The organism is Cytobacillus sp. SAFR-174 (genome assembly GCF_051964675.1).
Taxonomy (GTDB): Bacteria; Bacillota; Bacilli; order Bacillales; family Cytobacillaceae; genus Cytobacillus.
Genome location: NZ_JBQCMZ010000024.1, coordinates 32,947 through 58,058, shown reverse-complemented (window position 1 = coordinate 58,058; position 25,112 = coordinate 32,947). Strand labels below are relative to the sequence as shown.

General features: G+C 42.6%; 40 protein-coding genes. All 40 read right to left on the bottom strand.

Features of this window, described 5'->3' with window-relative positions; genetic code table 11:
- Window positions 1–21: 21 nt before the first annotated feature.
- Window positions 22–1,554 (bottom strand): DUF1254 domain-containing protein, encoded by a 1,533-nt coding sequence (locus ACTHRG_RS20135; protein ID WP_440231862.1) that lies wholly within the window; start codon window positions 1,552–1,554, stop codon window positions 22–24.
- 32 nt (window positions 1,555–1,586) lie between these two features.
- The gene (locus tag ACTHRG_RS20130; RefSeq protein ID WP_083675413.1) at window positions 1,587–3,134 is read right to left on the bottom strand and encodes a DUF1254 domain-containing protein; all 1,548 of its coding nucleotides are present in this window, start codon (window positions 3,132–3,134) and stop codon (window positions 1,587–1,589) included.
- 147 nt (window positions 3,135–3,281) lie between these two features.
- The gene (gene rpsI / locus ACTHRG_RS20125; RefSeq protein WP_076262076.1) at window positions 3,282–3,674 is read right to left on the bottom strand and encodes a 30S ribosomal protein S9; all 393 of its coding nucleotides are present in this window, start codon (window positions 3,672–3,674) and stop codon (window positions 3,282–3,284) included.
- Between the two features lie 20 nt (window positions 3,675–3,694).
- Window positions 3,695–4,132, bottom strand: a complete 438-nt coding sequence (gene rplM / locus ACTHRG_RS20120) for a 50S ribosomal protein L13 (protein ID WP_048011503.1) — start codon at window positions 4,130–4,132, stop codon at window positions 3,695–3,697.
- Between the two features lie 234 nt (window positions 4,133–4,366).
- Window positions 4,367–5,104 carry a tRNA pseudouridine(38-40) synthase TruA gene (gene truA, locus ACTHRG_RS20115; RefSeq protein ID WP_440231860.1) on the bottom strand — a complete coding sequence of 246 codons (738 nt, stop codon included), beginning with the start codon at window positions 5,102–5,104 and terminating at the stop codon, window positions 4,367–4,369.
- Window positions 5,105–5,116: 12 nt separating this feature from the next.
- On the bottom strand, window positions 5,117–5,914 hold the full coding sequence (locus ACTHRG_RS20110) for an energy-coupling factor transporter transmembrane component T family protein (RefSeq protein ID WP_076262070.1): 798 nt from the start codon (window positions 5,912–5,914) through the stop codon (window positions 5,117–5,119).
- On the bottom strand, window positions 5,911–6,780 hold the full coding sequence (locus ACTHRG_RS20105) for an energy-coupling factor ABC transporter ATP-binding protein (RefSeq protein WP_076262067.1): 870 nt from the start codon (window positions 6,778–6,780) through the stop codon (window positions 5,911–5,913). The genes ACTHRG_RS20110 and ACTHRG_RS20105 overlap by 4 nt, the downstream gene beginning before the upstream one ends.
- On the bottom strand, window positions 6,756–7,595 hold the full coding sequence (locus tag ACTHRG_RS20100) for an energy-coupling factor ABC transporter ATP-binding protein (RefSeq protein WP_076262064.1): 840 nt from the start codon (window positions 7,593–7,595) through the stop codon (window positions 6,756–6,758). The genes ACTHRG_RS20105 and ACTHRG_RS20100 overlap by 25 nt, the downstream gene beginning before the upstream one ends.
- Before the next feature lie 756 nt (window positions 7,596–8,351).
- Window positions 8,352–8,714, bottom strand: coding sequence for a 50S ribosomal protein L17 (gene rplQ, locus ACTHRG_RS20095; RefSeq protein ID WP_009336608.1), 363 nt, complete (start codon window positions 8,712–8,714; stop codon window positions 8,352–8,354).
- A 76-nt stretch (window positions 8,715–8,790) separates the two neighbouring features.
- A complete protein-coding gene (locus ACTHRG_RS20090) occupies window positions 8,791–9,735 on the bottom strand; it encodes a DNA-directed RNA polymerase subunit alpha (RefSeq protein WP_035332273.1) in 945 nt (314 codons plus the stop codon).
- Window positions 9,736–9,908: 173 nt separating this feature from the next.
- A complete protein-coding gene (gene rpsK, locus ACTHRG_RS20085; protein WP_048011510.1) occupies window positions 9,909–10,298 on the bottom strand; it encodes a 30S ribosomal protein S11 in 390 nt (129 codons plus the stop codon).
- Between the two features lie 22 nt (window positions 10,299–10,320).
- Window positions 10,321–10,686: a 30S ribosomal protein S13 gene (rpsM, locus tag ACTHRG_RS20080; protein ID WP_009336605.1), complete on the bottom strand. Its 366-nt coding sequence runs from the start codon at window positions 10,684–10,686 to the stop codon at window positions 10,321–10,323.
- A gap of 23 nt (window positions 10,687–10,709) precedes the next feature.
- Window positions 10,710–10,823 carry a 50S ribosomal protein L36 gene (rpmJ, locus tag ACTHRG_RS20075; RefSeq protein ID WP_000868344.1) on the bottom strand — a complete coding sequence of 38 codons (114 nt, stop codon included), beginning with the start codon at window positions 10,821–10,823 and terminating at the stop codon, window positions 10,710–10,712.
- Between the two features lie 35 nt (window positions 10,824–10,858).
- A complete protein-coding gene (gene infA / locus ACTHRG_RS20070) occupies window positions 10,859–11,077 on the bottom strand; it encodes a translation initiation factor IF-1 (protein ID WP_009336604.1) in 219 nt (72 codons plus the stop codon).
- Between the two features lie 6 nt (window positions 11,078–11,083).
- Complete coding sequence (locus tag ACTHRG_RS20065; RefSeq protein WP_076262061.1) at window positions 11,084–11,392, bottom strand: KOW domain-containing RNA-binding protein; 309 nt, start codon at window positions 11,390–11,392, stop codon at window positions 11,084–11,086.
- Between the two features lie 16 nt (window positions 11,393–11,408).
- A complete protein-coding gene (map, locus tag ACTHRG_RS20060; protein WP_076262059.1) occupies window positions 11,409–12,155 on the bottom strand; it encodes a type I methionyl aminopeptidase in 747 nt (248 codons plus the stop codon).
- The gene (locus ACTHRG_RS20055) at window positions 12,152–12,802 is read right to left on the bottom strand and encodes an adenylate kinase (protein ID WP_076262056.1); all 651 of its coding nucleotides are present in this window, start codon (window positions 12,800–12,802) and stop codon (window positions 12,152–12,154) included. Before ACTHRG_RS20055 ends, map begins: the two co-directional genes overlap by 4 nt.
- 58 nt (window positions 12,803–12,860) lie before the next feature.
- The gene (gene secY, locus ACTHRG_RS20050; RefSeq protein ID WP_076262054.1) at window positions 12,861–14,156 is read right to left on the bottom strand and encodes a preprotein translocase subunit SecY; all 1,296 of its coding nucleotides are present in this window, start codon (window positions 14,154–14,156) and stop codon (window positions 12,861–12,863) included.
- A complete protein-coding gene (gene rplO, locus ACTHRG_RS20045; protein ID WP_035332284.1) occupies window positions 14,156–14,596 on the bottom strand; it encodes a 50S ribosomal protein L15 in 441 nt (146 codons plus the stop codon). Before rplO ends, secY begins: the two co-directional genes overlap by 1 nt.
- Before the next feature lie 32 nt (window positions 14,597–14,628).
- The gene (gene rpmD / locus ACTHRG_RS20040; RefSeq protein WP_009336598.1) at window positions 14,629–14,811 is read right to left on the bottom strand and encodes a 50S ribosomal protein L30; all 183 of its coding nucleotides are present in this window, start codon (window positions 14,809–14,811) and stop codon (window positions 14,629–14,631) included.
- Between the two features lie 13 nt (window positions 14,812–14,824).
- Entirely contained in the window at window positions 14,825–15,325 is a 501-nt protein-coding gene (gene rpsE / locus ACTHRG_RS20035; protein ID WP_076262052.1) for a 30S ribosomal protein S5, read from the bottom strand.
- A gap of 24 nt (window positions 15,326–15,349) precedes the next feature.
- Window positions 15,350–15,712 (bottom strand): 50S ribosomal protein L18, encoded by a 363-nt coding sequence (rplR, locus tag ACTHRG_RS20030; protein WP_035332285.1) that lies wholly within the window; start codon window positions 15,710–15,712, stop codon window positions 15,350–15,352.
- 32 nt (window positions 15,713–15,744) lie between these two features.
- The gene (gene rplF, locus ACTHRG_RS20025; protein ID WP_035332287.1) at window positions 15,745–16,281 is read right to left on the bottom strand and encodes a 50S ribosomal protein L6; all 537 of its coding nucleotides are present in this window, start codon (window positions 16,279–16,281) and stop codon (window positions 15,745–15,747) included.
- A 31-nt stretch (window positions 16,282–16,312) separates the two neighbouring features.
- Complete coding sequence (gene rpsH, locus ACTHRG_RS20020) at window positions 16,313–16,711, bottom strand: 30S ribosomal protein S8 (protein ID WP_076262050.1); 399 nt, start codon at window positions 16,709–16,711, stop codon at window positions 16,313–16,315.
- 29 nt (window positions 16,712–16,740) lie between these two features.
- Window positions 16,741–16,926 (bottom strand): 30S ribosomal protein S14, encoded by a 186-nt coding sequence (gene rpsN / locus ACTHRG_RS20015; RefSeq protein ID WP_009336593.1) that lies wholly within the window; start codon window positions 16,924–16,926, stop codon window positions 16,741–16,743.
- Window positions 16,927–16,951: 25 nt separating this feature from the next.
- Window positions 16,952–17,491 carry a 50S ribosomal protein L5 gene (rplE, locus tag ACTHRG_RS20010; protein WP_076262048.1) on the bottom strand — a complete coding sequence of 180 codons (540 nt, stop codon included), beginning with the start codon at window positions 17,489–17,491 and terminating at the stop codon, window positions 16,952–16,954.
- Window positions 17,492–17,517: 26 nt separating this feature from the next.
- Window positions 17,518–17,829 (bottom strand): 50S ribosomal protein L24, encoded by a 312-nt coding sequence (gene rplX, locus ACTHRG_RS20005; RefSeq protein ID WP_076262046.1) that lies wholly within the window; start codon window positions 17,827–17,829, stop codon window positions 17,518–17,520.
- 37 nt (window positions 17,830–17,866) lie between these two features.
- On the bottom strand, window positions 17,867–18,235 hold the full coding sequence (gene rplN / locus ACTHRG_RS20000) for a 50S ribosomal protein L14 (protein WP_009336590.1): 369 nt from the start codon (window positions 18,233–18,235) through the stop codon (window positions 17,867–17,869).
- A gap of 41 nt (window positions 18,236–18,276) precedes the next feature.
- Window positions 18,277–18,540 (bottom strand): 30S ribosomal protein S17, encoded by a 264-nt coding sequence (gene rpsQ, locus ACTHRG_RS19995; protein WP_009336589.1) that lies wholly within the window; start codon window positions 18,538–18,540, stop codon window positions 18,277–18,279.
- Window positions 18,541–18,561: 21 nt separating this feature from the next.
- On the bottom strand, window positions 18,562–18,762 hold the full coding sequence (gene rpmC / locus ACTHRG_RS19990) for a 50S ribosomal protein L29 (protein ID WP_009336588.1): 201 nt from the start codon (window positions 18,760–18,762) through the stop codon (window positions 18,562–18,564).
- Window positions 18,752–19,186 (bottom strand): 50S ribosomal protein L16, encoded by a 435-nt coding sequence (gene rplP / locus ACTHRG_RS19985; protein WP_048011516.1) that lies wholly within the window; start codon window positions 19,184–19,186, stop codon window positions 18,752–18,754. Before rplP ends, rpmC begins: the two co-directional genes overlap by 11 nt.
- 1 nt (window position 19,187) lies before the next feature.
- Window positions 19,188–19,844 (bottom strand): 30S ribosomal protein S3, encoded by a 657-nt coding sequence (rpsC, locus tag ACTHRG_RS19980; RefSeq protein WP_076262044.1) that lies wholly within the window; start codon window positions 19,842–19,844, stop codon window positions 19,188–19,190.
- 3 nt (window positions 19,845–19,847) lie between these two features.
- Complete coding sequence (rplV, locus tag ACTHRG_RS19975) at window positions 19,848–20,189, bottom strand: 50S ribosomal protein L22 (RefSeq protein ID WP_009336582.1); 342 nt, start codon at window positions 20,187–20,189, stop codon at window positions 19,848–19,850.
- 18 nt (window positions 20,190–20,207) lie between these two features.
- A complete protein-coding gene (gene rpsS / locus ACTHRG_RS19970) occupies window positions 20,208–20,486 on the bottom strand; it encodes a 30S ribosomal protein S19 (protein ID WP_009336580.1) in 279 nt (92 codons plus the stop codon).
- Window positions 20,487–20,546: 60 nt separating this feature from the next.
- Window positions 20,547–21,377, bottom strand: coding sequence for a 50S ribosomal protein L2 (rplB, locus tag ACTHRG_RS19965; protein ID WP_035332294.1), 831 nt, complete (start codon window positions 21,375–21,377; stop codon window positions 20,547–20,549).
- 31 nt (window positions 21,378–21,408) lie between these two features.
- Window positions 21,409–21,693 (bottom strand): 50S ribosomal protein L23, encoded by a 285-nt coding sequence (rplW, locus tag ACTHRG_RS19960; protein ID WP_035332296.1) that lies wholly within the window; start codon window positions 21,691–21,693, stop codon window positions 21,409–21,411.
- Window positions 21,693–22,316, bottom strand: a complete 624-nt coding sequence (rplD, locus tag ACTHRG_RS19955) for a 50S ribosomal protein L4 (RefSeq protein WP_076262042.1) — start codon at window positions 22,314–22,316, stop codon at window positions 21,693–21,695. Before rplD ends, rplW begins: the two co-directional genes overlap by 1 nt.
- A 28-nt stretch (window positions 22,317–22,344) precedes the next feature.
- Complete coding sequence (rplC, locus tag ACTHRG_RS19950) at window positions 22,345–22,971, bottom strand: 50S ribosomal protein L3 (protein WP_035332300.1); 627 nt, start codon at window positions 22,969–22,971, stop codon at window positions 22,345–22,347.
- 40 nt (window positions 22,972–23,011) lie between these two features.
- Window positions 23,012–23,320, bottom strand: coding sequence for a 30S ribosomal protein S10 (gene rpsJ, locus ACTHRG_RS19945; protein WP_009336571.1), 309 nt, complete (start codon window positions 23,318–23,320; stop codon window positions 23,012–23,014).
- A gap of 493 nt (window positions 23,321–23,813) precedes the next feature.
- Entirely contained in the window at window positions 23,814–25,001 is a 1,188-nt protein-coding gene (gene tuf, locus ACTHRG_RS19940) for an elongation factor Tu (RefSeq protein WP_076262039.1), read from the bottom strand.
- Between the last annotated feature and the right edge of the window lie 111 nt (window positions 25,002–25,112).

Sequence of the window (25,112 nt, the reverse complement as noted above, 5' to 3'; positions counted from 1 at the left end):
GCTGAAAGCTTTGATAAATAATTACCGAACCAGCTTTACCCCTGGTACTTCATAAGTGCCATTTAATACTTTAGCAGCAGGCTGATACATCCTTATCACTAAATTAAAATCTCCTTCAGGTGCCGGGAGCCAATTCGATTCATGATTTATCGGCCGGTCTTTTTGGATATAGATATCAAGTGAGCCATCATTATTGTACTCAAGCCCCTGAGTGTGGTCAGCAATGGAATAACGGCTAATTTCATTGGGCACCAGGTAGAAATCCGGGCCATACAGCGTTACTGACCAGAAAGCTTCTACCGGAGGCAGCTGGTCTTCATTGAAATGTAAAATGTATTTATTTTTCCCGTTTAGCTGATTCCCTTGATCATCAATAAAAGTTCTAAAAAAAGTAGACTCTTCATCCACGTTTATACCAAGTCCGCTAAAAGCAATATAGGCCCTCTTAAGGAACTCGTCCCCATAAGTGCCCAAATCAGAAAGGACAAACCACCCATTATCAATTCTAGGGTTTAATTCTTCCAGACTATTTGCAATGATTTGAAATGCATCTCTGGCAGCACGATTTAGCCCTGCAATTGTTTCTGTATCTAATTTATTCGCATCGAAGCCGTACGTTCGATCAATACCGATATGCTCAAATTGTTTTTCAAGGGCCTCATTATGAATAGCAGGATTTAGAATCATTAAGTCTGTCATCGTTTTAAAGAAATCCATGGCACCAAGATCTTCCACCTTATTCTCTAAAAGCAATGGATTTGCAGGTTTTACAACAGGTCGCGCTTTTTTTCCATCCAGTGATGTCAGTGTAAATTGCTTTTGTATAGCTTGAGCATTTTCTAAATCATCTTCATCTTTTACCAGGATACGACTTACAATCCATACCGTGTTTGTGGGGGATTTTACCTCTTTAACATCTTCAGGCAGAATTCCTTTCCAATCGGGACCCACAATAGCATATTTTCCAGCGCCCGTTCCTGTAGTGCGCCGCCCTATATTAGAAAAGGTATTTGACCAGGCATCCATTAATTGCACGACATAGTACCTGTCATTCGTATCCGGTACATTAAGGACCACAGGGTTCCGGGTAAGGTCCAGCCAGATAAAGTAATAAATGGTATCAACATTTGGTGTTACAACATCTTTGAAATCAGGGGTATAAAGTTGATCATAATAAATAAACTCATTTGACACAGTTGCTGCCGGTCCGTAAGGCTCTTTTACTGTCGATGACAGCTGCCTCGTTCTTTCCATGGAGACAAGGGGATATCCATATATATAAGCCTGTATGCCTAAACTATACGCATAATTTTCCCTGTACGAGCTTGAAGAACGTTCATTCTGCATAAAAGCCTCTTCATTATTAATTACATATGGTTGTTCTCTATGATTAGATAAGGCCAAAACTCCTTGCTTATTAGGAAATTGTGAAAAATAATAACGATTTAGATTCCCTGCCCCTTGTGGATAATTCTGATATAACAACTGGTTTCGGAAATCAGGCATTGGCGCTGCATAATAAGGATATTGATACATATAAGGTGCATAATACATGTATTCACTTCCTTTCTAATTTTCACAATATCCTATGCAAATCGCCTACTTAATGACCTAACACGTTTTACCCCGGGTATTTCATAAGTACCATTCAATACTTTAGCAGCAGGCTGATACATCCTTATCACTAAATTAAATTCTCCTTCAGGTGCCGGGAGCCAATTCGATTCATGATTTATCGGCCGGTCTTTTTGGATATAGATATCAAGGGAGCCATCATCGTTGTACTCAAGCCCAGGGGTGTAGTCTGCAATGGCATAACGGTTCATTTCATTAGGCACCAGATAGAAATCCGGACCATACATGGTTACAGACCAGAAAGCTTCTACCGGAGGCAGCTGGTCCTTATTAAAATGCATAATGTATTCATATTGCCCGTTTAATTGTTTCCCTTGATCATCAGTAAAAGCTCTGGCATAAGCTGCTTCTTCATCCACATTTGCTCCAAGTTCGATATATGCAACGTATGCCCTCTTAAGGAACTCGTCACCATAAGTGCCCAAACCGTATATTATCTCCCACCCATTAAAAATCCGGGTGTTTAATTCATCTTTACTATTTGCAATTATCTCAAATGCATCTTCGGCTGCACGATTTAGCCCAGCAATTGTTTCCGAATCTAATTTATAACCATCAAAGCCATACGTTAAATCAATACCGATATGCTCAAATTGTTTTTCAAGGGCCTCATTACTAATATCAGGATTTAGAATCATTAAGTCTGTCATCGTTTTAAAGAAATCCAGGGCACTAAGATCTTCCACCTTATTCTCAAAAAGCAATGGATTTGCAGGTTTTTTTACGAATTGGAGTTTATTCCCGTCCAGTGATGACAATGTAAATTGCCTTAGTAAAACCAAAGCATTATCATAATCATCTTCCCCTTTCACCAGGATACGGCCTATAATCCACACTGTGTTTGTGAGGGATTTAACCTCTTGAACGTTTGCAGGCAAAGTGCCTTTCCAATCGGGACCCACAATAGCAAATTTTCCGGCACCCGTTCCTGTAGTACGACGCCCTATACTGGAAAAGGTATTTGTCCAGGCATCCATTAATTGCATGACATAGTACCTGTCATTCGTATCCGGAACATTGAGCACTACAGGGCCCCGGGTGAGATCCAGCCAGGCAGTGCAATAGAGGGTATCAACATTGGGAGATACGACATCTTTGTCATCCGGTGTAAGAAGCTGATCATAATAAATTAACTCATTGGACACAGTAGATACTGGGCCGTGGGGTACTTTAACAAATGATTGCAGCTGCCTTGTTCTTTCCATGGTGACAAGGGGATACCCATATATAAAGGCCTGAATGCCTAAACTGTAAGCATAGTTCTCCTTGTACGAGCTTAAGGAACGTTTTCCACGCATGGAAGCCACTTCATTATTAATTGCATATGATTGTTTTCCATGACCAGAAAAGCCCGCAGCTCCCTGCGTAAATTGTGATGAAAAATAAGGATTTAAATCCCCTGTCCCTTGTGGATAATGCTGATAAAACAACTGGTTTCGAAACACAGGCATTGGCGCTGCATAATAAGGATATTGATACATATATGGCGCAAAATACATATTTTCACTTCCTTTATAACGTTCGCAATATCCTATGCAAATCGCCTAGTTAATGTTTTCAACAATTAAGTAATGCACGAAAATCGTTTTCAGCAATAAAAAAAGACCCCCAACCAAATCGGTTGAGAGTCTTTGAAAGCTTGATAATTAACGCTTTGAGAACTGAGGAGCACGACGAGCACCTTTAAGACCGTATTTCTTACGCTCTTTCATACGTGCGTCACGAGTTAATAGTCCTGCGCGCTTTAATGTTGGACGGAATTCAGGATCAGCTTGAAGCAATGCACGAGCGATGCCGTGGCGGATTGCGCCAGCTTGACCAGTGTATCCACCGCCGTTTACATTTACAAGAATGTCGTAGCTGTTTACTGTTTCAGTAGCTACAAGCGGCTGTTTTACAACTTCACGTAAAGCTGCAAAAGGAATGTATTCTGAGATTTCACGACCATTGATGATGATTTTACCGTCGCCTGGAACTAAACGAACACGTGCAACGGAGCTCTTACGACGACCAGTACCAATATATTGAACCTGTGCCAAGTTAATAACCTCCCTAAAAATTATCCACGAAGTTCGTAAACTTCAGGTTGTTGTGCTTGGTGCTTATGTTCGCTACCAGCATATACGTGTAATTTCTTGAACATTTGACGGCCAAGAGAGTTCTTTGGAAGCATGCCTTTGATAGCAAGCTCAAGCATTCTCTCAGGGTAGTTTGTACGCATTTCAAGAGCAGTTCTTGTTTTTAGACCGCCTGGGTGCATGCTGTGACGGTAGTAGATCTTGTCAGTAAGCTTTTTCCCAGTAAGTTCGATTTTTGAAGCGTTGATAAGAATTACATGATCACCAGTATCAACATGTGGTGTATAAGTTGGTTTATGTTTACCACGTAGGATTGACGCTACTTCACTAGCAAGACGACCAAGAGTTTTGCCTTCAGCATCAATCACGTACCATTTACGTTCGATATTGTTTGCATTCGCCATAAACGTTGTACGCATCAGTTTCCCTCCTAATAGTTCCATTCATAATCAATTTTTTGGTTTATCTATTCGACACAATAAGTTCCGGGGCTTATCGTGGTTTTAATAATAATACCATATGCTATAATATAACTTTGACAGTCTAATGTCAAGCGAATGTTACACCTGGTTTAGTTGTTTTAAAATCTTTTTTTATTTGCGTTTGGCTTTACAACGCACCCTCGCGGTTCCTCGAATATTTTTTCCAAAATTTTAATAAAAAACTTCCCACAAATATAAACCCTGGGGAGGAGCTGTTTTTCCTGCAGCTGATCTGTTTTTTTCCTGAAGGACAGATGGCATGGAATCGGGGTCTCTTTCCCCTGAGCCGACTTCCAGAAGGGTGCCGGTCAGAATACGGACCATATTATATAAGAATCCAGTGCCTCTAAATCGGAAGATGAGCATGTTCTCTTCTTCAAGCACATCTATCTCCTGGAGTTCCCTGACTTTATCCTCCACTTCCGTCTTGGCAGAGCAGAAGCTTGTAAAATCATGTGTCCCTATTAAATCCGCTGCCGCTTGTCTGATCGCATCCGTATTTATTGGGTACGGGTACTGATAGGCATAGTGGCGTTTAAAAGGGTCTCTCCTGGAGGATCGGTGCACGAAGTACCGATATTCCTTTCCTTTGGCATCAAAACGGACATGAACGTCATCTGACACTGTCTCCGTCCCGATGATGGCAACATCATCCGGCAGCAGGGAATTAAGGGCGATTTCCCATTTATCAATCGGAATATTCAAAGGAGAATCGAAATGAATCACCTGGCCCCTTGCATGGACCCCTGCATCGGTTCTGCCTGAGGCAGTCACCCTGATGTCTTCTCCTTTATGAAGCTTCTTTAAGGCCCGTTCCAGCTCTCCCTGCACAGTCCGCTTGCCAGGCTGCACCTGGTAGCCTGCAAAAAGGGTCCCGTCATACGTCACCATACATTTATATCTTTGCATAAGGTCACCCCTTTACGTTCTCAGCAGGAATAACACCAGGGCCAGGGCTGCAAGTATGGCCAGCATTGCCGTATCCTTCAGGCCCCAGCTAAGCTGCCTGTATTTCGTTCTGCCTTCCCCGCCTCTATATCCGCGTGACTCCATCGCCACAGCAAGCTCTTCAGCACGCTTGAACGAGCTGACAAACAAAGGAATTAAGAGAGGAATAATGGCTTTAACACGTTCTTTAATCGGCCCGCTTGTAAAATCGGCTCCCCTGGCTGTCTGGGCCTTCATGATTTTATCGGTTTCCTGCATAAGTGTCGGAATGAAGCGGAGAGAAATGGACATCATCAAAGCCAGTTCGTGCACTGGAAACTTCACTTTATTTAATGGATTGAGCAGACTTTCCAGACCATCCGTAATTTCAATCGGAGTTGTGGTTAAAGTCAGAATAGAAGTCATCAGAATGAGCAGGAAGAAGCGCAATGAGATGAAAATCCCCTGTCTCAAACCTTCTTCATAGATTGTAATCCATCCAAACCGGAAGAGAACTTCACCCTCTTTTGTCAAAAACAAATGAAGGAATAAAGTAAAAATAACAAGCAGAAGGACCGGCTTCAATCCTGTATAGATAAACCGGATCGGCACCTTCGATAAAGCAATCATAAAAAAGGTATAAACCGTCAGAAGACCGTATGTCAGCAAATTATTTGCCAGAAAGACGATGCACACGAATAAGAAAATTAGAACAAGCTTTGAACGGGGATCCATCCTATGGATGACAGACTCGGCCGGAACATAGCGCCCAAAAATCATTTTGTCCATCATGCAGATGTCCCCCTTTTCATCACAGCAGCAATCTCATCCGTCAGCTCATCCATTGTCAGACACGTCTTAGAAAGACGGATGTTAAGTGATTTTTCCATTTTCAGCTGAAATCGGACAACCTCCGGAACATCGAGGCCAAGCTTAAGCAACCCTTCCGGAGAAGAAAAGATTTCTTCCGGCGTTCCCTTTTTGTATACTTCACCGTTGTGCATGATGACAATCTGATCAGCATAGCGGGAAGCATCCTCCATGCTATGTGTCACAAGCACCGTCGATAGCCCACTTGTCCCATGAAGGCTGTAGAACATATCCATAATTTCCATTCGGCCCCGCGGATCAAGTCCAGCAGTAGGCTCATCCAGGACAATGACATCAGGCTCCATTGCCAGCACTCCGGCTATGGCTACCCGTCTCATTTGGCCGCCTGACAGGTCAAATGGGGACTTGCTTAAAATTTCTTCCGGCAGGCCCACCTGTCCTATAGCCGCTCGCGCTCTTTTTTTGGCTTCCTCTTCTGATACTCCGAAGTTCATCGGGCCAAAGCAAATATCTTTCTCGACCGTTTCTTCAAACAGCTGATGCTCGGGAAATTGAAATACGATCCCGACCCTATGACGGATTTCTTTCAGGTTTTTTTGTTTCTTTTCCGGGGTGATTATCCGCTCTCCAATCACTACCTGGCCTTCTGTCGGCTTAAGCAGGGCATTTAAATGCTGGAGGACGGTCGATTTGCCTGATCCGGTATGACCGATGATCGCGAGAAATGTGCCAGATGGTATATCGATGGAGACATCCTTTATTGCAAGACGTTCAAATGGCGTATTAACCTGATAACGGTATTCTACATTTTGGAGTGAGATGTCCATAATTCTTCCACCAACTCTTCTTCAGATAAATAATGCCTTGATAACGGCAATCCTTTTTCTCTTAACACCTTGCTAAGCTTCACAGGAAAAGGAATATCCAATCCCAGCTTTACAAGCTCCTCATCCATTTGAAAGATCTCCTCAGGCGTGCCTTCCCGATATAGCTGGCCTTTGTTCATGACTATGATGCGGTCAGCTTTTGCTGCCTCCTCCAGGTCATGAGTGATGGAGATGACGGTCATGTGATAATCCCGCTTGAGCTCCCTGACGGTTTCAAGTACCTCTTCACGGCCTCTTGGGTCCAGCATGGAGGTTGACTCATCGAGAATGATAATATCCGGCCTTAAGGCAATAACGCCTGCAATAGCCACTCTTTGTTTCTGGCCGCCGGAAAGATGGTGCGGCTCTTGATTAAGAAATGACGTCATTTTGACCTTCTCCAGTGATTCTGTAACACGCTGAACCATGTCATTTCTTTCAATACCATGGTTTTCTAAACCAAAAGCCACATCATCCCGTACGGTCGTTCCGACAAACTGGTTATCCGGATTTTGAAAAACCATGCCAATCTTCTTTCTTGCTTCCCATACCGTTTCTTCCCTCAATGAAATTCCGCCTACTGTAATGCTGCCTTCCAGTGGAAAGTGCAGGCCATTAAGCAATTTAGCAAGTGTAGATTTTCCTGAACCATTATGCCCGACTATTGCGAGCCATTCTCCTTTATATATATTAAAAGAGACATTGTCCAGCGCATATGCAGCTTCTGCATCGTACTTAAACGAAACATTTTTAAATTCTGCCAGCGGCTCGGTCATTTGAAGTCCTCCTCTCAGCTCTGCTTCTCTATTTCAGCTCTGCTATTAACAAGTGCGTATGCGCCTTCCTAACAAGCATAAAACGCTTGTGCCTGTGAAGAACATCCAAGGAAGCATTCTTTGGTGCTCATCCCCGACACCTCGAGGGGCAGGCGCTGCAGCCAGATGCAAACATCCTTCCACAGAATTGTTCCCATCGTTCAATATTATATAGTTTCTTATATAATGAAAAAACCCGCCATTGTTGGCGAGCTTTAAATAGTTCGATAATAGGTTATGTTACTGGATAGCAAGCGTTGAATGATACCATTCTCCCACACTTGTAAAACACAAGAAAATTTGGATTTCTGCTATCTAAGCTTATTGGATGCCTATTATGCCTCCCTATTAAAAGCTCATACTGACGCAGTATGGTGGTTGGTTCTTGCTATTGTATAAATGTTCATAGATCTCGATTTCCTTATGTCTATGACCTTGAGGAATTTAAAAAAGCCTGCACCTCATTCCGTCAGGCAGTAGACTGCCGGGCGCATTTCTTATCTCCGGAAGAGGTGCATGAGCTAGACGAGTCAATGTACCAGGTAATGGGGAATCTATTGCTCATCCATCCCTGTTAGTTAGCTGTACATGCTCATCGTAACGCTCGTTTTTGGCCTGATTACGGCATTCCAGACAAATTAAGGAAACAGCCGTTTTTATAGAAAAAGGGCAAAGAACAAGTTCTTTGAAACCGTCCCGCGCCCTTTCCTTAAAAAATTATACTAACTCGATGATTACCATTGGCGCACCGTCTCCACGACGAGGTCCAAGTTTCATAATACGAGTGTATCCGCCTTGGCGCTCTTCATAACGAGTTGCGATGTCGCTGAATAATTTTTGAACAGCATCCTGGTCAGTTTCAGCGTTAGCTACCTCGTTGCGAACAAATGCAGCTGCTTGACGGCGTGCATGCAAGTCGCCGCGCTTTCCAAGAGTGATCATTTTCTCAACAACTGAACGAAGTTCTTTCGCACGAGCTTCAGTTGTTTCGATGCGCTCATTGATGATTAGATCTGTTGCTAAGTCACGCAGCATAGCTTTACGTTGTGAGCTAGTGCGTCCTAACTTTCTGTATCCCATGAAAGTTTCCCTCCTTTGTTGAAGTCATTCAATCTGCTGAAAGCAAACATGCAGATAATCAATTAATCTTCATTAATCAATCGTCTTTGCGTAAGCCCAGTCCAAGATCTTCTAATTTATGTTTTACTTCCTCAAGTGACTTTCTGCCAAGGTTACGGACCTTCATCATATCCTCTTCAGTTTTATTGGCTAATTCCTGAACAGTATTGATGCCAGCGCGCTTTAAGCAGTTGTAAGAACGTACAGACAAGTCAAGTTCTTCAATTGTCATCTCAAGTACTTTCTCTTTTTGGTCTTCTTCTTTTTCAACCATGATTTCAGCATTTTGAGCTTCATCAGTTAAACCGACAAAAATATTCAAATGCTCAGTTAAGATCTTCGCTCCAAGTGCAACAGCATCTTGAGGACCTGTACTGCCGTCAGTCCAAACATCGAATGTTAACTTATCATAGTTAGTCATTTGACCCACACGTGTATTCTCTACCTGGTAAGAAATACGAGCTACTGGAGTGTAGATGGAATCGATCGGAATCACACCGATTGGCTGATCTTCTCTCTTGTTTTGGTCAGCTGGTGTATAGCCTCGTCCGCGTCTTGCAGTTAAACGCATGCGCAGGTGAGCATTCGAACCCAGAGTAGCAATATGAAGATCCGGATTAAGGATTTCAACATCGCTGTCATGTGTTACGTCAGCTGCCTTCACTACACCTTCACCCTGAACATCGATTTCCAATGTTTTTTCTTCATCAGAGTAGATTTTAAGTGCTAGTTTTTTAATGTTTAAAATGATAGATGTTACATCTTCTACGACGCCTTCAATTGTTGAGAACTCATGAAGTACCCCATCAATTTGGATCGATGTGACAGCGGCACCTGGGAGTGAGGATAAAAGGATACGACGTAAGGAGTTACCCAAAGTTGTACCATATCCACGCTCAAGTGGCTCGACGACGAACTTGCCGTACTTGGCATCATCGCTGATCTCAACCGTTTCGATTTTTGGTTTTTCTATTTCGATCATCAAAATATACCCTCCTTCAAAACGTCGAAACCCCGGCTAGCAATCTCTAACCGAAATTCCCCCATGTATACGTTCCCGTTTTGTGCACAACAACTGGAATAATTGTTCTGTATAACTAAAAAATTAGTATCATATCCCATTATAGACAAGGATACAAATTCTATACAGAAAAATTATACACGGCGGCGTTTTGGCGGACGACATCCGTTATGAGGAACTGGAGTTACGTCTCTGATAGCAGTAACTTCTAGACCAGCAGCTTGAAGAGCACGGATTGCAGCTTCACGTCCTGCACCAGGTCCTTTAACAGTTACTTCAAGGGATTTCATACCGTGTTCCTGGGAAGTTTTAGCTGCAGTTTCAGCTGCCATTTGTGCTGCGAATGGAGTAGATTTACGAGAACCTCTGAATCCAAGAGCTCCAGCACTTGACCATGAAATAGCATTTCCATGAACATCAGTGATAGTTACGATTGTGTTGTTGAAAGTAGAACGGATATGTGCAATACCCTGTTCAATATTCTTTTTCACACGACGCTTACGTGTATTAGTTTTACGAGCCATTTAAAGTTACCTCCTTTACCGATTATTTCTTCTTGTTCGCTACAGTCTTACGAGGACCTTTGCGTGTACGAGCGTTGTTTTTAGTGTTTTGTCCGCGAACCGGTAAACCACGGCGATGACGTAGACCGCGATAGCTTCCGATCTCCATTAGACGTTTGATGTTAAGTGAAACCTCACGGCGAAGGTCACCTTCAACTTTCAATTTGTCGATGATGTCACGGATTTTGTTAAGTTCATCTTCTGTAAGATCTCGAACACGAGTGTCTTCAGAAACACCAGCTTCAGCCAAAACTTTCTGAGCTGTAGATTTACCAATACCAAAGATATAAGTTAATGAGATTACTACACGTTTTTCACGTGGAACATCTACACCAGCAATACGTGCCATTGTATAAGCGCACCTCCTTCGAATTAACCTTGTTTTTGTTTATGTTTAGGGTTTTCACAGATAACCATTACTTTTCCACGTCTGCGGATAACTTTACACTTTTCGCAGATTGGTTTAACTGATGGTCTTACTTTCATTATCCTAACCTCCTTAATAGTACGGAGTGCAATGATTATTTAAAACGATATGTGATTCTACCGCGTGTTAAATCATATGGAGATAGCTCAACTGTTACTTTATCTCCAGGTAAAATACGGATGAAGTGCATGCGGATCTTACCGGATACATGAGCTAGCACTGTATGACCATTTTCTAATTCTACCTTAAACATTGCATTTGGCAAAGTATCAACAACTGTGCCTTCTATTTCGATTACATCGTCTTTCGCCATTGAACTTTATTCTCCCTTCTTCATGTCATATACGAATTCATTTACATACTTTGCAAGCGCAAAGCGCAACTTTCCGTTTGTTACACGGCCGGTCTCCTGGAGACTGGTCTGAACTTCTGGAGAGATATAATTAAGCAATTGCAGATGCTGAACGTTCTTTTTCTTCGGGCGGTCGAATTTCTTCCTGCCGCCGTCAGCAAGCATAACATACCTTTCATCCAACAACCTTATAATTATAGCATATTGACCAGCATCGCTTCCACTTTTGATCAAAACAATTTGACCATGCAGCGGATTCGTATCAGAACCAACCAATGGAATCACCTGCACCTTAGGCTTTTGTCAGTATTTCATAACCGGATTCAGTGATCGCTATTGTATGCTCATAATGTGCACACCTTTTACCGTCAACCGTTACAACTGTCCAGTTATCGGTTAAGGTTTTAACATAACGACTTCCTGCATTCACCATAGGTTCAATAGCAAGTACCATTCCCGGCTTTAAGCGCGGCCCTCTGTTGGGGGGTCCATAATGAGGAATTTGAGGATCCTCATGTAAGTCTTGCCCTACACCATGGCCGACATACTCGCGTACAATGGAAAAGCCGTTAGATTCCGCATACGTTTGGATAGCATGGGAGATGTTCGACAAGCGCTCACCCGGTTTTGCTTCTTCAAGGCCCTTATATAACGATTCCTCTGTCACATCCATCAGACGCTCGGATTCTTCATCAATTTGGCCAACAGCATAAGTCCAGGCTGAGTCACCATGATAACCGTTATATTTAGCACCGATATCAATGCTGATTATATCACCGTCATTTAAAACTCGACCACCAGGAATTCCATGAACAAGTTCATCGTTAACTGAAGCACAGATGCTGCCGCGGAAACCATTATACCCTTTGAATGATGGAATTGCATCGTGTTTACGGATAAACCGGTCAGCAATAACATCCAGTTCGCGGGTTGTGATACCGGGTGCAATATGTTTTTTCAGTTCCTGATGTGTAAGTGCTACGATTCTGCCGGCCTCACGCATTATTTCAAGCTCACGCGGGGTTTTGCAAATGATCATTGTAAGCCCCCGAGCAATGCATCAAGATCAGAAAATACTTTATTAATATCCTGCTGACCATCAATATTGCGCAGATAACCTTTCGTTTCGTAGAAATCAAGCAACGGTTTGGTTTGTTTAATATTAACATCAAGTCTATTCTGAACAGTCGCTTCATTATCATCAGCACGCTGATACAGCTCACCGCCACAGCGATCACACACTCCGTCTTTCGCTGGCGGATTGAATACTAAATGATAAGTAGCTCCGCATTCTTTACAGATGCGGCGTCCTGTAAGACGTTCCATTAGAATACTCTGATCAACATCAATATTAATAACAAAATTAATTTTCTTGTTTAAATCAGAAAGGATGTTTTCAAGGGCATCTGCTTGGGCAACCGTTCTTGGGAAGCCATCCAGCAAAAAGCCTTTTTCACAATCATCCTTGCTTAATCGTTCACGTACAATGCCGATTGTTACCTCATCAGGAACAAGCTCGCCTTTATCCATGAATGATTTTGCTTTAAGGCCTAGGTCCGTTTCGTCTTTAATAGCCGCACGGAACATATCTCCGGTAGAAATATGAGGGATGCCGTATTTTTGGACGATCTTCTCGGCTTGTGTACCTTTACCGGCACCAGGGAGCCCCATTAAAACTAAATTCACGTCAATTTCCCCCTAGTCTCTAAATGGTATAAGGGAACATGCGTCCCCTACAACCAAATTATTTAATGAAACCTTTATAATGACGTTTAACCAGCTGTGCTTCAAGCTGCTTCATCGTTTCCAGTGCAACACCGACAACGATCAGCAGGCTTGTGCCTCCAATTTGCGCAGATTCAGGCAATCCGGCGATATTGATGAAGAATACCGGCAGGATTGAAATCACTGTCAGGAATAGCGCACCGACTAACGTTAAACGGTATAAGACGCGGGTCAGATATTCCTGCGTGTTATTTCCTGGACGGATGCCCGGGATATAACCGCCCTGCTTCTTCAGGTTTTCCGCAACTTGTTCCGGGTTCACCTGAATAAAAGCATAGAAATAAGTAAAAGCAATGATTAATGCACTATAGATGACCATTCCGATTGGAGACGTATAGTCAAATATTCTTTGAATCCATAGCGTAACATCATTCTGCTCAAAGAAACCGGCAATGGTTCTTGGCGTGATGATGAAAGAAATCGCAAAGATTACTGGAATTACACCAGCTGCATTAACTTTTAACGGAAGATGAGTTGATTGTCCGCCAGCAGAATTTTGTCCTGCTGTTACACGCTTAGCATATTGAATAGGAATCTTTCTTAATGCCTGTTGGATAAAGATCGTTCCTACAACAATAGCAATGACTGCGATTAGGATAAGCACGACTGTCACAATGCGAAGGAATAGCTGCTCTCCAGCATTTTCAAACTGCTGAGCGTAAATCTGGTTAACCGTTGAAGGAATCCCAGCTACGATACCAGCAAAGATAATGATGGAAATACCATTTCCTACACCTTTTGATGTAATCTGCTCACCAAGCCACATTAGAAATGCAGTTCCGGCAGTCAATACCACAGCAATCAATAGATAAGAGGTAATTCCCGGTTTCTCAATCAGCATTCCGCCTGCTAGGTTATTAAACCCATAAGACATACCGAGAGCCTGGATAAAACCAAGCACGATAGTAAAGTAACGGGTAAACTGAGCTAACTTACGGCGTCCAACATCTCCCTGCTTTGACCATTCCGTAAACTTAGGAACAACATCCATCTGCAGAAGCTGCACAATGATGGATGCCGTAATGTACGGCATGATACCCATTGCAAGGATGGAGAAGTTTAGGAGCGCCCCGCCGCCGAATGTATTCAGAACACCAAATACATTAAGTTCATCCTGGGCTTTTAATAGATCTGCATTTACGCCCGGTACAGGGATAAATGTACCGATGCGAAATACAATCAGCATTAAAAGGGTGAAAATAATCTTTCGTCTTATATCACCCACACGCATAAAATTGGAGATTGTCTGAAACATTAAATCACCTCAGTTTGACCGCCGGCAGCTTCAATAGCTTCCTTTGCAGCAGAGGAGAATTTATGAGCTTTTACTGTAAGCTTTTTCTCAACTTTGCCTTTTGCAAGAATCTTGATTCCTGCTTTTTCGTTGCTTACTACACCAGTTTCAATAAGAAGCGCTGGAGTTACTTCAGCTCCATCTTCGAAACGGTTTAAAGCATCAAGGTTCACAATCGCGTACTCTTTACGGTTGATGTTAGTGAAACCGCGTTTAGGCAAGCGTTGGAATAAAGGTGTTTGACCACCCTCGAATCCAGGACGGACACCGCCGCCAGAACGAGCGTTTTGACCTTTATGACCCTTACCAGCAGTTTTACCATTACCGGAACCGATACCACGGCCTTTGCGTTTGCGTTCCCCACGAGAACCTTCTGCAGGCTTTAATTCATGAAGTTTCATGTTGGCACCTCCTTATTTGTAGAAGAATAGATTTATTTTTCTTTTACCACAACAAGGTGAGCAACTTTGTTGATCATTCCGCGGATAGCAGGATTATCTTGATGCTCAACTGTTTGGTGCATTTTGCGTAAGCCAAGAGCCTTAACTGTTTCGCGCTGGTCTTGCGGGCGACCAATCACGCTGCGAGTGAGGGTTACTTCTAGTTTATTCGCCATTTGAAATCCCTCCTTATCCTAACAGTTCTTCTACTGATTTACCACGTAATTTCGCTACGTCCTCAGCACGTTTTAATTGAGTTAAACCGTTCAAAGTGGCGCGAACCATGTTGATTGGTGTGTTAGTACCTAAAGATTTAGATAAGATATCACCAACACCAGATAATTCTAGAACCGCACGAACTGGACCTCCGGCGATTACTCCAGTACCTTCAGAAGCAGGCTTAAGAAGGATTTCTCCAGCACCGAAGTGACCGATTACCTGGTGAGGAATTGTAGTTCCAACCATAGGTACTTCGACTAAGTTTTTCTTAGCATCTTCAATAGCTTTGCGGATCGCTTCAGGTACTTCCTGTGCTTTACCTGTACCAAAGCCAACGTGACCGTTTTTGTCACCTACTACTACAAGAGCAGAGAAACGAAAACGACGTCCACCTTTAACAACCTTTGCTACACGATTAATCGTAACTACGCGCTCTTCAAGTTCAAGTTTGTTTGGATCAATACGACGCATCTTTTTGTGTCCCTCCTTTGTCTATTAAAATTCTAAACCATTTTCACGTGCTGCATCAGCTAATGCTTGAACACGTCCATGATATAGATAGCCACCACGATCGAAAACGACAGCTTTAACGCCTTTTTCGACTGCGCGCTTTGCAACTAATTCTCCGACCTTAACTGCTGCATCAACGTTGCCAGTTGCATCAAGGTTCACTTCTTTATCTTGTGTAGAAGCACTTGCTACAGTAACTCCGTTTACATCATCAATAAGTTGAGCATAAATGTGCTTGTTTGAACGATACACATTTAAACGAGGACGAGCCGCAGTTCCAGAAAGTTTTGCACGCACACGAGCATGTCTTTTCTTACGAACTGCATTTTTATCAGCCTTCGTAATCATTTCGGTCACTCCTTTCGTTTACCTAAGCGGCATTACTTACCAGTTTTACCTTCTTTACGACGAACATATTCGCCTTCATAGCGGATACCTTTACCTTTGTAAGGCTCTGGAGGACGAACATCACGGATGTTGGCAGCCAATGCACCAACACGTTCTTTGTTAGTACCTTTAACAATGATCTTTGTGTTAGATGGCACTTCAACTTCAATACCTTCTTCAGGCTCGATTTCAACAGGATGAGAGTAACCAACATTTAAAACAAGCTTTTTGCCTTGTTTTTGAGCACGGTAACCGACACCGATAAGCTCTAGTCCTCTTTCGAATCCTTTTGACACACCCTCAACCATGTTAGCTAGAAGTGCGCGAGTAGTTCCGTGCAATGCGCGGTGTTCTTTCGCATCAGATGGACGGGAAACGTTGATTACGCTGTCCTCCACCTTGATTTCGATATCCTGGTTGAATGAACGAGTTAGTTCACCTTTAGGACCCTTCACAGTAACAGTGTTATTGTCGTTTGTAACAGTAACACCAGTTGGAATTTCGATTGGTTTTTTACCTATACGAGACATTTAATTGCACCTCCATTCATGAAAAACTCTATTACCAAACGTATGCTAATACTTCTCCGCCGACTTGTTGAGCGCGGGCTTCTTTATCAGTGATAACGCCTTGAGAAGTAGAAACTAGTGCGATTCCAAGACCGTTAAGTACGCGAGGTACTTCATCAGCCTTTGCGTATACACGAAGACCAGGCTTACTGATACGCTTAAGACCAGTGATAACGCGTTCGTTGTTTGAACCGTATTTTAGAAAAATGCGGATGATGCCTTGCTTGTTATCTTCGATAAGCTCAACATCACGTACAAAACCTTCACGCTTTAAGATCTCTGCAATTTCTTTCTTGATGTTAGAAGCAGGAACTTCTAATTTTTCGTGACGAACCATGTTCGCATTACGGATGCGAGTTAGCAAGTCTGCAATTGGATCTGTCATGACCATTGTTTTTACCTCCTTCCCATGCTTGGGGTTTACCAGCTAGCTTTTTTCACGCCAGGAATTTGTCCTTTATATGCTAATTCACGGAAACAAATACGACAAAGCTTAAATTTACGGTATACAGAATGTGGACGTCCGCAGCGTTCGCAGCGAGTGTACTCCTGTACCTTGTGTTTAGGCGTGCGTTTTTGCTTCGCAATCATTGACTTTTTAGCCACGTTTTCGCCTCCCTCTATTTAGCGATTACTTTTGGAATGGCATTCCAAATTGAGTTAAAAGTTCACGAGCTTCTTCATCAGTGTTAGCTGTAGTTACGATAACGATATCCATACCACGAACTTTGCTTACTTTATCGTAATCAATCTCAGGGAAGATCAACTGTTCTTTGACACCTAGAGTATAGTTACCACGGCCGTCAAATGACTTCTTAGAGATACCGCGGAAGTCACGTACACGTGGAAGAGATACAGATACTAACTTATCAAAGAACTCATACATGCGTTCTCCACGAAGAGTAACCTTCGCACCGATTGGCATACCTTCACGAAGACGGAAGCCAGCGATTGATTTCTTAGCGCGAGTGATAACCGGCTTTTGACCAGTAATCAAAGTTAGTTCCTCAACAGCTTTATCTAGTGCTTTAGCGTTTTGAACAGCGTCACCAATACCCATGTTGATAACGATTTTTTCAAGCTTAGGTGTTTGCATAACTGATTTATAGTTAAACTTGCTCATTAGAGCAGGAGTAATTTCTTTTGAATGCTTTTCTTTTAGGCGGTTCATTCATTGTACCTCCCTTCTTCTTTGAACTATTTATCTAGAACTTCACCGGATTTTGTTGCAACACGTACTTTTTTGCCATCAAGCGTTTTATAGCCTACACGAGTTGGTTCACCAGATTTAGGATCGACAGGCATAACGTTTGATACATGAACAGGTGCCTCTTGGCTGATGATTCCGCCTTGCGGGTTCATCTGAGAAGGCTTAGAGTGTTTCTTTACAATGTTAACTCCTTCAACAAGCACTCGGCTTTGTTTAGGGAACGCTGCAAGAATAACGCCCGTTTTGCCTTTATCCTTACCAGAGATGACCATAACTTTGTCACCTTTTTTCACATGCATCTGTGCGCACCTCCTTAAAGGCAATTTGATTTGTTATTTATAATACTTCTGGAGCTAAAGATACAATTTTCATGAAGTTGTTTTCACGTAGTTCACGGGCAACCGGTCCGAAGATACGAGTTCCGCGTGGTCCTTTGTCATCACGAATAATTACACATGCGTTTTCATCGAAACGAATGTAAGTACCGTCATTACGGCGTACACCGCTCTTAGTACGAACAACTACCGCTTTAACAACATCACCTTTTTTAACAACGCCACCTGGTGTTGCTTGTTTCACTGTACAAACGATAACATCACCGATGTTAGCAGTTTTGCGGCCTGAGCCACCAAGAACTTTGATTGTAAGTACTTCACGAGCACCAGAGTTGTCAGCAACTTTTAAACGTGATTCTTGTTGAATCATGTGTGTAACCTCCCTTCGGGATAAATCTCCCAACCGAACAATTAGATAATAACTGCTTTTTCAACTACTTCTACAAGACGGAAGCGTTTAGTCGCAGATAGTGGACGAGTTTCCATAATACGAACGATATCGCCAGTTTTTGCTTGGTTTTGCTCATCATGAGCCTTGAACTTTTTAGAGTACTTAACGCGTTTACCGTAAAGTGGATGCTTTTTGTAAGTTTCGACAAGAACCGTTACTGTCTTATCCATTTTGTCAGAAACGACGCGTCCAGTGTAAACTTTGCGTTGGTTGCGTTCACTCATTGTGCGAACCTCCTCTCAATATCACTTGCTAAAGCCGATTTCTCTTTCACGAATAACAGTTTTCATGCGGGCAATCGCTTTGCGTACTTCACGAATGCGAGCTGTGTTTTCAAGTTGTCCAGTCGCCAATTGAAAGCGAAGGTTGAAAAGCTCTTCTTTTAATGATTTTACTTTTTGTTCAATTTCGGCAGTGGTAAGGTCACGAATTTCATTAGCTTTCATTTGATTCACCACCAATTTCTTCTCGTTTTACAAACTTGCACTTAACTGGAAGTTTGTGTGCTGCAAGACGTAATGCTTCACGAGCGATCTCTTCAGATACACCAGCGATTTCGAACATTACTTTACCAGGCTTTACAACTGCTACCCATCCTTCAGGAGCACCTTTACCAGAACCCATGCGGACTTCTAGAGGCTTTGCAGTGTAAGGCTTGTGTGGGAAAATTTGAATCCAAACTTTACCGCCACGTTTCATGTAACGAGTCATTGCAATACGTGCAGATTCAATTTGACGGTTAGTGATCCAAGAAGCTTCTAGAGCTTGAAGGCCATATTCACCGAAGTTTACTTCAGTTCCGCCTTTTGATTGACCACGCATTTTTCCGCGGTGTACACGACGATATTTTACGCGCTTTGGCAATAACATATTATTTGCCTCCTTCCCCAGTTTTCTTCTTCGTAGGAAGGACCTCTCCACGATAGATCCATACTTTTACGCCCAATTTACCGTAAGTTGTATCAGCTTCAACTGCAGCATAATCGATATCAGCACGAAGAGTATGAAGTGGAACTGTTCCTTCGCTGTATGATTCTGAACGAGCTATATCAGCACCGCCTAAACGACCAGATACCATTGTTTTGATACCTTTAGCGCCAGCGCGCATTGCACGTTGAATAGTTTGTTTTTGAGCACGACGGAAAGATACGCGGTTTTCTAATTGACGAGCAATGTTTTCCGCAACCAATTTCGCATCGATATCTGCTCTTTTAATTTCAAGAATGTTGATGTGAACACGCTTGCCAGTTAATGAGTTAAGTGACTTGCGAAGTGCTTCAACCTCAGTACCACCTTTACCGATAACCATTCCTGGTTTCGCAGTGTGGATAGTGATGTTCACGCGATTAGCAGCACGTTCGATTTCTACTTTAGAAACAGAAGCATCGCTTAAGCGCTTTGTGATGTACTCACGAACCTTAAGGTCTTCGTGTAAAAGATCAGCATAGTCTTTGCCTGCGTACCATTTTGACTCCCAATCACGGATGATCCCGACACGCAAACCGACTGGATTTACTTTTTGACCCACTGATTATCCCTCCTTCTTTTCTGATAAAACGATAGTAATATGGCTAGTGCGCTTGTTGATTTGACTTGCACGGCCCATAGCGCGAGGACGGAAACGTTTTAAAGTTGGTCCTTCGTCTACGAATGCTTGAGCAACTACCAGGTTGTTAACGTCCATTTCGTAGTTGTGCTCAGCGTTAGCTAGTGCAGATTTTAAAACTTTCTCTACGATTGGAGAAGCAGCTTTAGGTGTAAGGTTTAAAATCGCTACTGCTTCGCCTACTTGCTTTCCTCGAATTAAATCTACGACTAAACGAGCTTTACGAGGAGCAATACGAACTGTTCTTGCAACAGCTTTAGCTTGCATTAGAATGCCCTCCTCTCATTAACGTCTTGTTTTCTTATCATCATTGCCATGGCCTTTGTACGCACGAGTTGGAGCGAATTCTCCAAGCTTGTGGCCTACCATGTCTTCAGTGATGTATACAGGCACATGTTTACGACCATCATAAACTGCGATTGTGTGTCCGATGAATTGTGGGAAGATCGTAGAACGGCGAGACCAAGTTTTAGTAACTTGCTTGCTTTCTGTTTCATTAAGCTTTTCGATCTTTGTCATTAAATGTTCATCAACAAAAGGTCCTTTTTTTAAGCTGCGACCCATGATTGAACCTCCCTTCGTGATTGCTCTACGGTTCTTAATTGGAACCGTAGTACAATCCCGTTATTTTTTACGACGACGTACGATAAATTTGTCTGATTTGTTGTTCTTCTTGCGAGTCTTGTAACCAAGTGTTGGTTTGCCCCAAGGAGTCATTGGAGACTTACGTCCGATTGGCGCACGTCCTTCACCACCACCGTGTGGGTGATCGTTAGGGTTCATTACAGATCCACGTACAGTTGGGCGCTTGCCTAACCAGCGTGAACGACCTGCTTTACCAATGTTAATAAGCTCGTGCTGCTCGTTTCCGACTTGACCAACAGTCGCACGGCATTCAGCAAGAATCATGCGAACCTCACCAGAGTTTAAACGAACTAATACGTACTTGCCTTCTTTACCAAGTACTTGTGCAGAAGTACCAGCAGAACGTACTAATTGTCCGCCTTTACCAGGTTTTAATTCGATGTTGTGGATTACTGTACCCACTGGAATGTTAGCTAGTGGAAGTGCATTACCCACTTTGATATCTGCTTCAGGACCAGACATTACTTCCATGCCCACCTGTAAGTTCTTAGGTGCAAGGATGTAGCGCTTTTCTCCATCTACATAGTTAATTAGTGCAATATTTGCAGAGCGGTTTGGATCATACTCGATTGTGGCAACGCGTCCTGGAATGCCATCTTTGGTACGTTTAAAATCGATGATACGATATTGACGTTTATGACCGCCGCCTTGATGACGAACTGTCAACTTACCTTGGTTGTTACGGCCGCCTTTTCTCTTTAAAGGAGCAAGTAAAGACTTTTCTGGTTGGTTAGTCGTGATTTCTGCGAAATCAGAAACCGTCATGCCGCGACGACCATTAGAGGTAGGTTTATACTTTTTAATCGCCATTTCGTTTCCCTCCTCTTCTAGTTATAGTGAATTAAGCTTCAAAAAGCTCGATTTCTTGGCTTTCAGCTGTTAATTTAACGATCGCTTTACGGCGTTTGTTAGTGTATCCGCCGAATTTGCCCATACGCTTGAACTTGCCTTTGTAGTTCATGATGTTAACTTTCTCAACTTTAACGCCAAAGATTTGCTCTACAGCGTCTTTAACTTGAGTCTTGTTAGCTCGTACGTCAACTTCGAACGTATATTTTTTATCAGCCATAATGTCAGTAGAACGTTCAGTGATTACGGGGCGCTTAATGATATCGCGTGCATCCATTATGCAAGCACCTCCTCTACTTTTTCAACCGCTGCTTTCGTCATGATAAGCTTATCATGGTTTAAAACATCTAAAACAGTGATTCCAGAAGCAGACACAACTGTTACACCAGGGATGTTACGAGCAGATAATGCTACGTTCTCTTCCAGGTCAGCAGTTACGATAAGTGCTTTTGAATCAACAGAAAGACCAGTTAATACACCTTTAAAGTCTTTAGTTTTAGGAGCTTCGAAAGCAAGGCCTTCTAATACTAGGATGTTTTCTTCTAATACTTTAGAAGATAACGCAGATTTAATTGCCAGACGGCGAACCTTTTTAGGCAGTTTGTAGCTGTAGCTGCGTGGTACAGGACCAAATACAGTACCGCCTCCGCGCCATTGTGGTGAACGGATTGAACCTTGACGTGCACGGCCTGTGCCTTTTTGGCGCCATGGCTTACGTCCTCCGCCCGCTACTTCAGAACGAATTTTAGTTTTATGAGTCCCTTGACGTAATGAAGCTCTTTGCATAACAACAGCTTCGAATAATACGTGCTGGTTGGGCTCGATACCAAAGATCGCATCATTAAGTTCGATATCACCAACTTTAGATCCGCTTTGGTTAAACAATGCTACTTTCGGCATTCTGTTTTCCTCCTTTCCGGTTTAATTATTATGCTTTTACCGCACTTTTGATTTTTACTAATGCTTTTCTGGCACCAGGTACATTACCTTTGATCAAAAGAAGGTTGCGTTCAACATCAACTTTTACGATTTCAAGGTTTTGTACAGTCACTTGCTCTCCGCCCATGCGACCAGGTAATAATTTACCTTTGAATACACGGTTTGGAGCTACAGGACCCATTGAACCAGGGCGACGGTGGTAACGGGAACCGTGAGCCATAGGCCCGCGAGATTGTCCGTGGCGCTTGATGGCACCCTGGAAACCTTTACCTTTTGAAATTCCTGTTACATCAACAGTATCGCCTTCTGCGAAAATATCAACTTTGACTTCTTGACCAACTTCATATTGTCCTAAATCAGCTCCGCGGAATTCGCGTACGAAGCGCTTAGGAGCAGTGTTTGCTTTAGCAACATGCCCTTTTTCAGGTTTGTTGGACAACTTGTCGCGCTTGTCTTCGAATCCAATCTGGATTGCTTCATATCCATCAGTTTCAACTGATTTCTTTTGAAGAACAACGTTAGCAGCTGCCTCAACTACTGTTACCGGGATAAGATCACCGTTTTCAGCAAATACTTGAGTCATACCAATCTTTCTTCCTAAGATTCCTTTGGTCATTTCAGTCACACCTCCTAAGTTTCTTATGATTATTTATTGATTAAAGTTTGATTTCGATATCTACACCAGACGGTAAGTCTAAACGCATTAGTGAATCAACCGTTTGTGGTGTTGGGTTAACGATGTCGATTAGACGTTTATGCGTACGCATTTCGAACTGTTCACGAGAGTCTTTGTACTTGTGAACCGCTCGCAGGATTGTGTAAATAGACTTTTCAGTTGGTAATGGAATCGGACCTGAAACAGCCGCACCAGAACGTTTTGCAGTCTCAACAATCTTTTCTGCTGATTGATCAAGAATTCTGTGATCATACGCTTTTAAACGAATACGAATTTTTTGTTTTGCCATTATTTTCCCTCCTTTTCGCCTATTTTAATATAGACATTCTCCGTGAAAATTTCCCACACACTCGCCATGGCAAAGCGGCCGGGTGTGTCAGCAACCTTTCACATCATCGCAGTCAAAGACCAACATTGTCTATTATACAGAAACAATAAATGAAATGCAACAAGTAAATGTTATTTCTTTTTGTTCCGCACACTTTTACTATTATAACTGCTGTGTATTGAGTTTTCAATAGTATAGGAAGAAGTCTAACTATTTGCACTGTGAGTAATTGAATATAAAAATATAGTGGTGATTATATATAGAAGAAAAGCGGTTTTATTCGGGAGTTTTAATGGAGGAATGATATCTTTATAATTGCAAGCAGCACCGTAAGAATTATTATTGAAATTGAAATTGTGCTTTTTATTCCATTCATCTCTTTATGTATTAAAATATTGAGAAAGCACATAAAAAAACAGATGGGTCGTCACCCATCTGTTTTTATTAGTTGAAATTACTCAGTGATTGTAGCAACTACGCCAGCGCCTACAGTACGTCCACCCTCACGGATAGAGAACTTAGTACCTTCTTCGATAGCGATTGGAGCGATTAGTTCTACAGTCATTTCGATGTTATCTCCAGGCATAACCATTTCTACGCCTTCAGGAAGATTACAGATACCAGTTACATCAGTTGTACGGAAGTAGAACTGAGGACGGTAGTTAGTGAAGAATGGAGTATGACGTCCACCTTCTTCTTTTGAAAGAACGTATACTTCAGCTTTGAACTTAGTGTGTGGAGTGATTGAACCTGGTTTAGCAAGTACTTGTCCACGTTGGATATCTTCACGTGCAACACCACGAAGAAGGGCACCAATGTTGTCTCCAGCTTCAGCATAGTCAAGAAGCTTACGGAACATTTCTACACCAGTTACAGTAGTTGATTTTGGCTCTTCAGCAAGACCGATGATTTCGATAACGTCACCGACTTTAACTTGTCCACGCTCAACACGTCCTGTAGCAACAGTACCACGGCCAGTAATTGAGAAAACATCCTCAACAGGCATCATGAATGGCTTGTCAGTGTCACGAGTTGGAGTTGGGATGTACTCGTCAACTGCTGCCATAAGTTCTTCGATTTTAGCTTCCCACTCAGCTTCTCCTTCAAGAGCTTTAAGAGCAGAACCTTTGATTACAGGAATGTCATCACCAGGGAATTCGTACTCAGAAAGAAGGTCACGAACTTCCATTTCTACTAATTCAAGTAGTTCTTCATCGTCAACCATGTCACACTTGTTCATGAATACAACAAGGAAAGGAACACCAACCTGACGAGAAAGAAGGATGTGCTCACGAGTTTGTGGCATTGGGCCGTCAGCAGCAGAAACAACTAGGATTCCGCCGTCCATTTGTGCAGCACCAGTGATCATGTTTTTAACATAGTCAGCGTGACCTGGGCAGTCAACGTGTGCATAGTGACGGTTTTCAGTTTCGTACTCAACGTGTGCAGTTGAGATTGTGATTCCACGCTCGCGCTCTTCTGGAGCCGCGTCGATTTGATCGTATCCGCGTGCTTCACCGCCGCCTTTTTTAGAAAGAACAGTTGTGATAGCTGCAGTTAAAGTAGTTTTACCATGGTCAACGTGTCCGATAGTACCGATGTTAACATGGGGTTTTGAACGGTCAAATTTAGCTTTTGCCATTTGAAATTTCCTCCTTCAGATTATAAAAGTTAAGTATTTGATGCCGTGGAGAGGTTTCCCTTTCCACAGCGCTTTTAGCCTACAATAGTAGTTATACTTTATTGAAAAGGT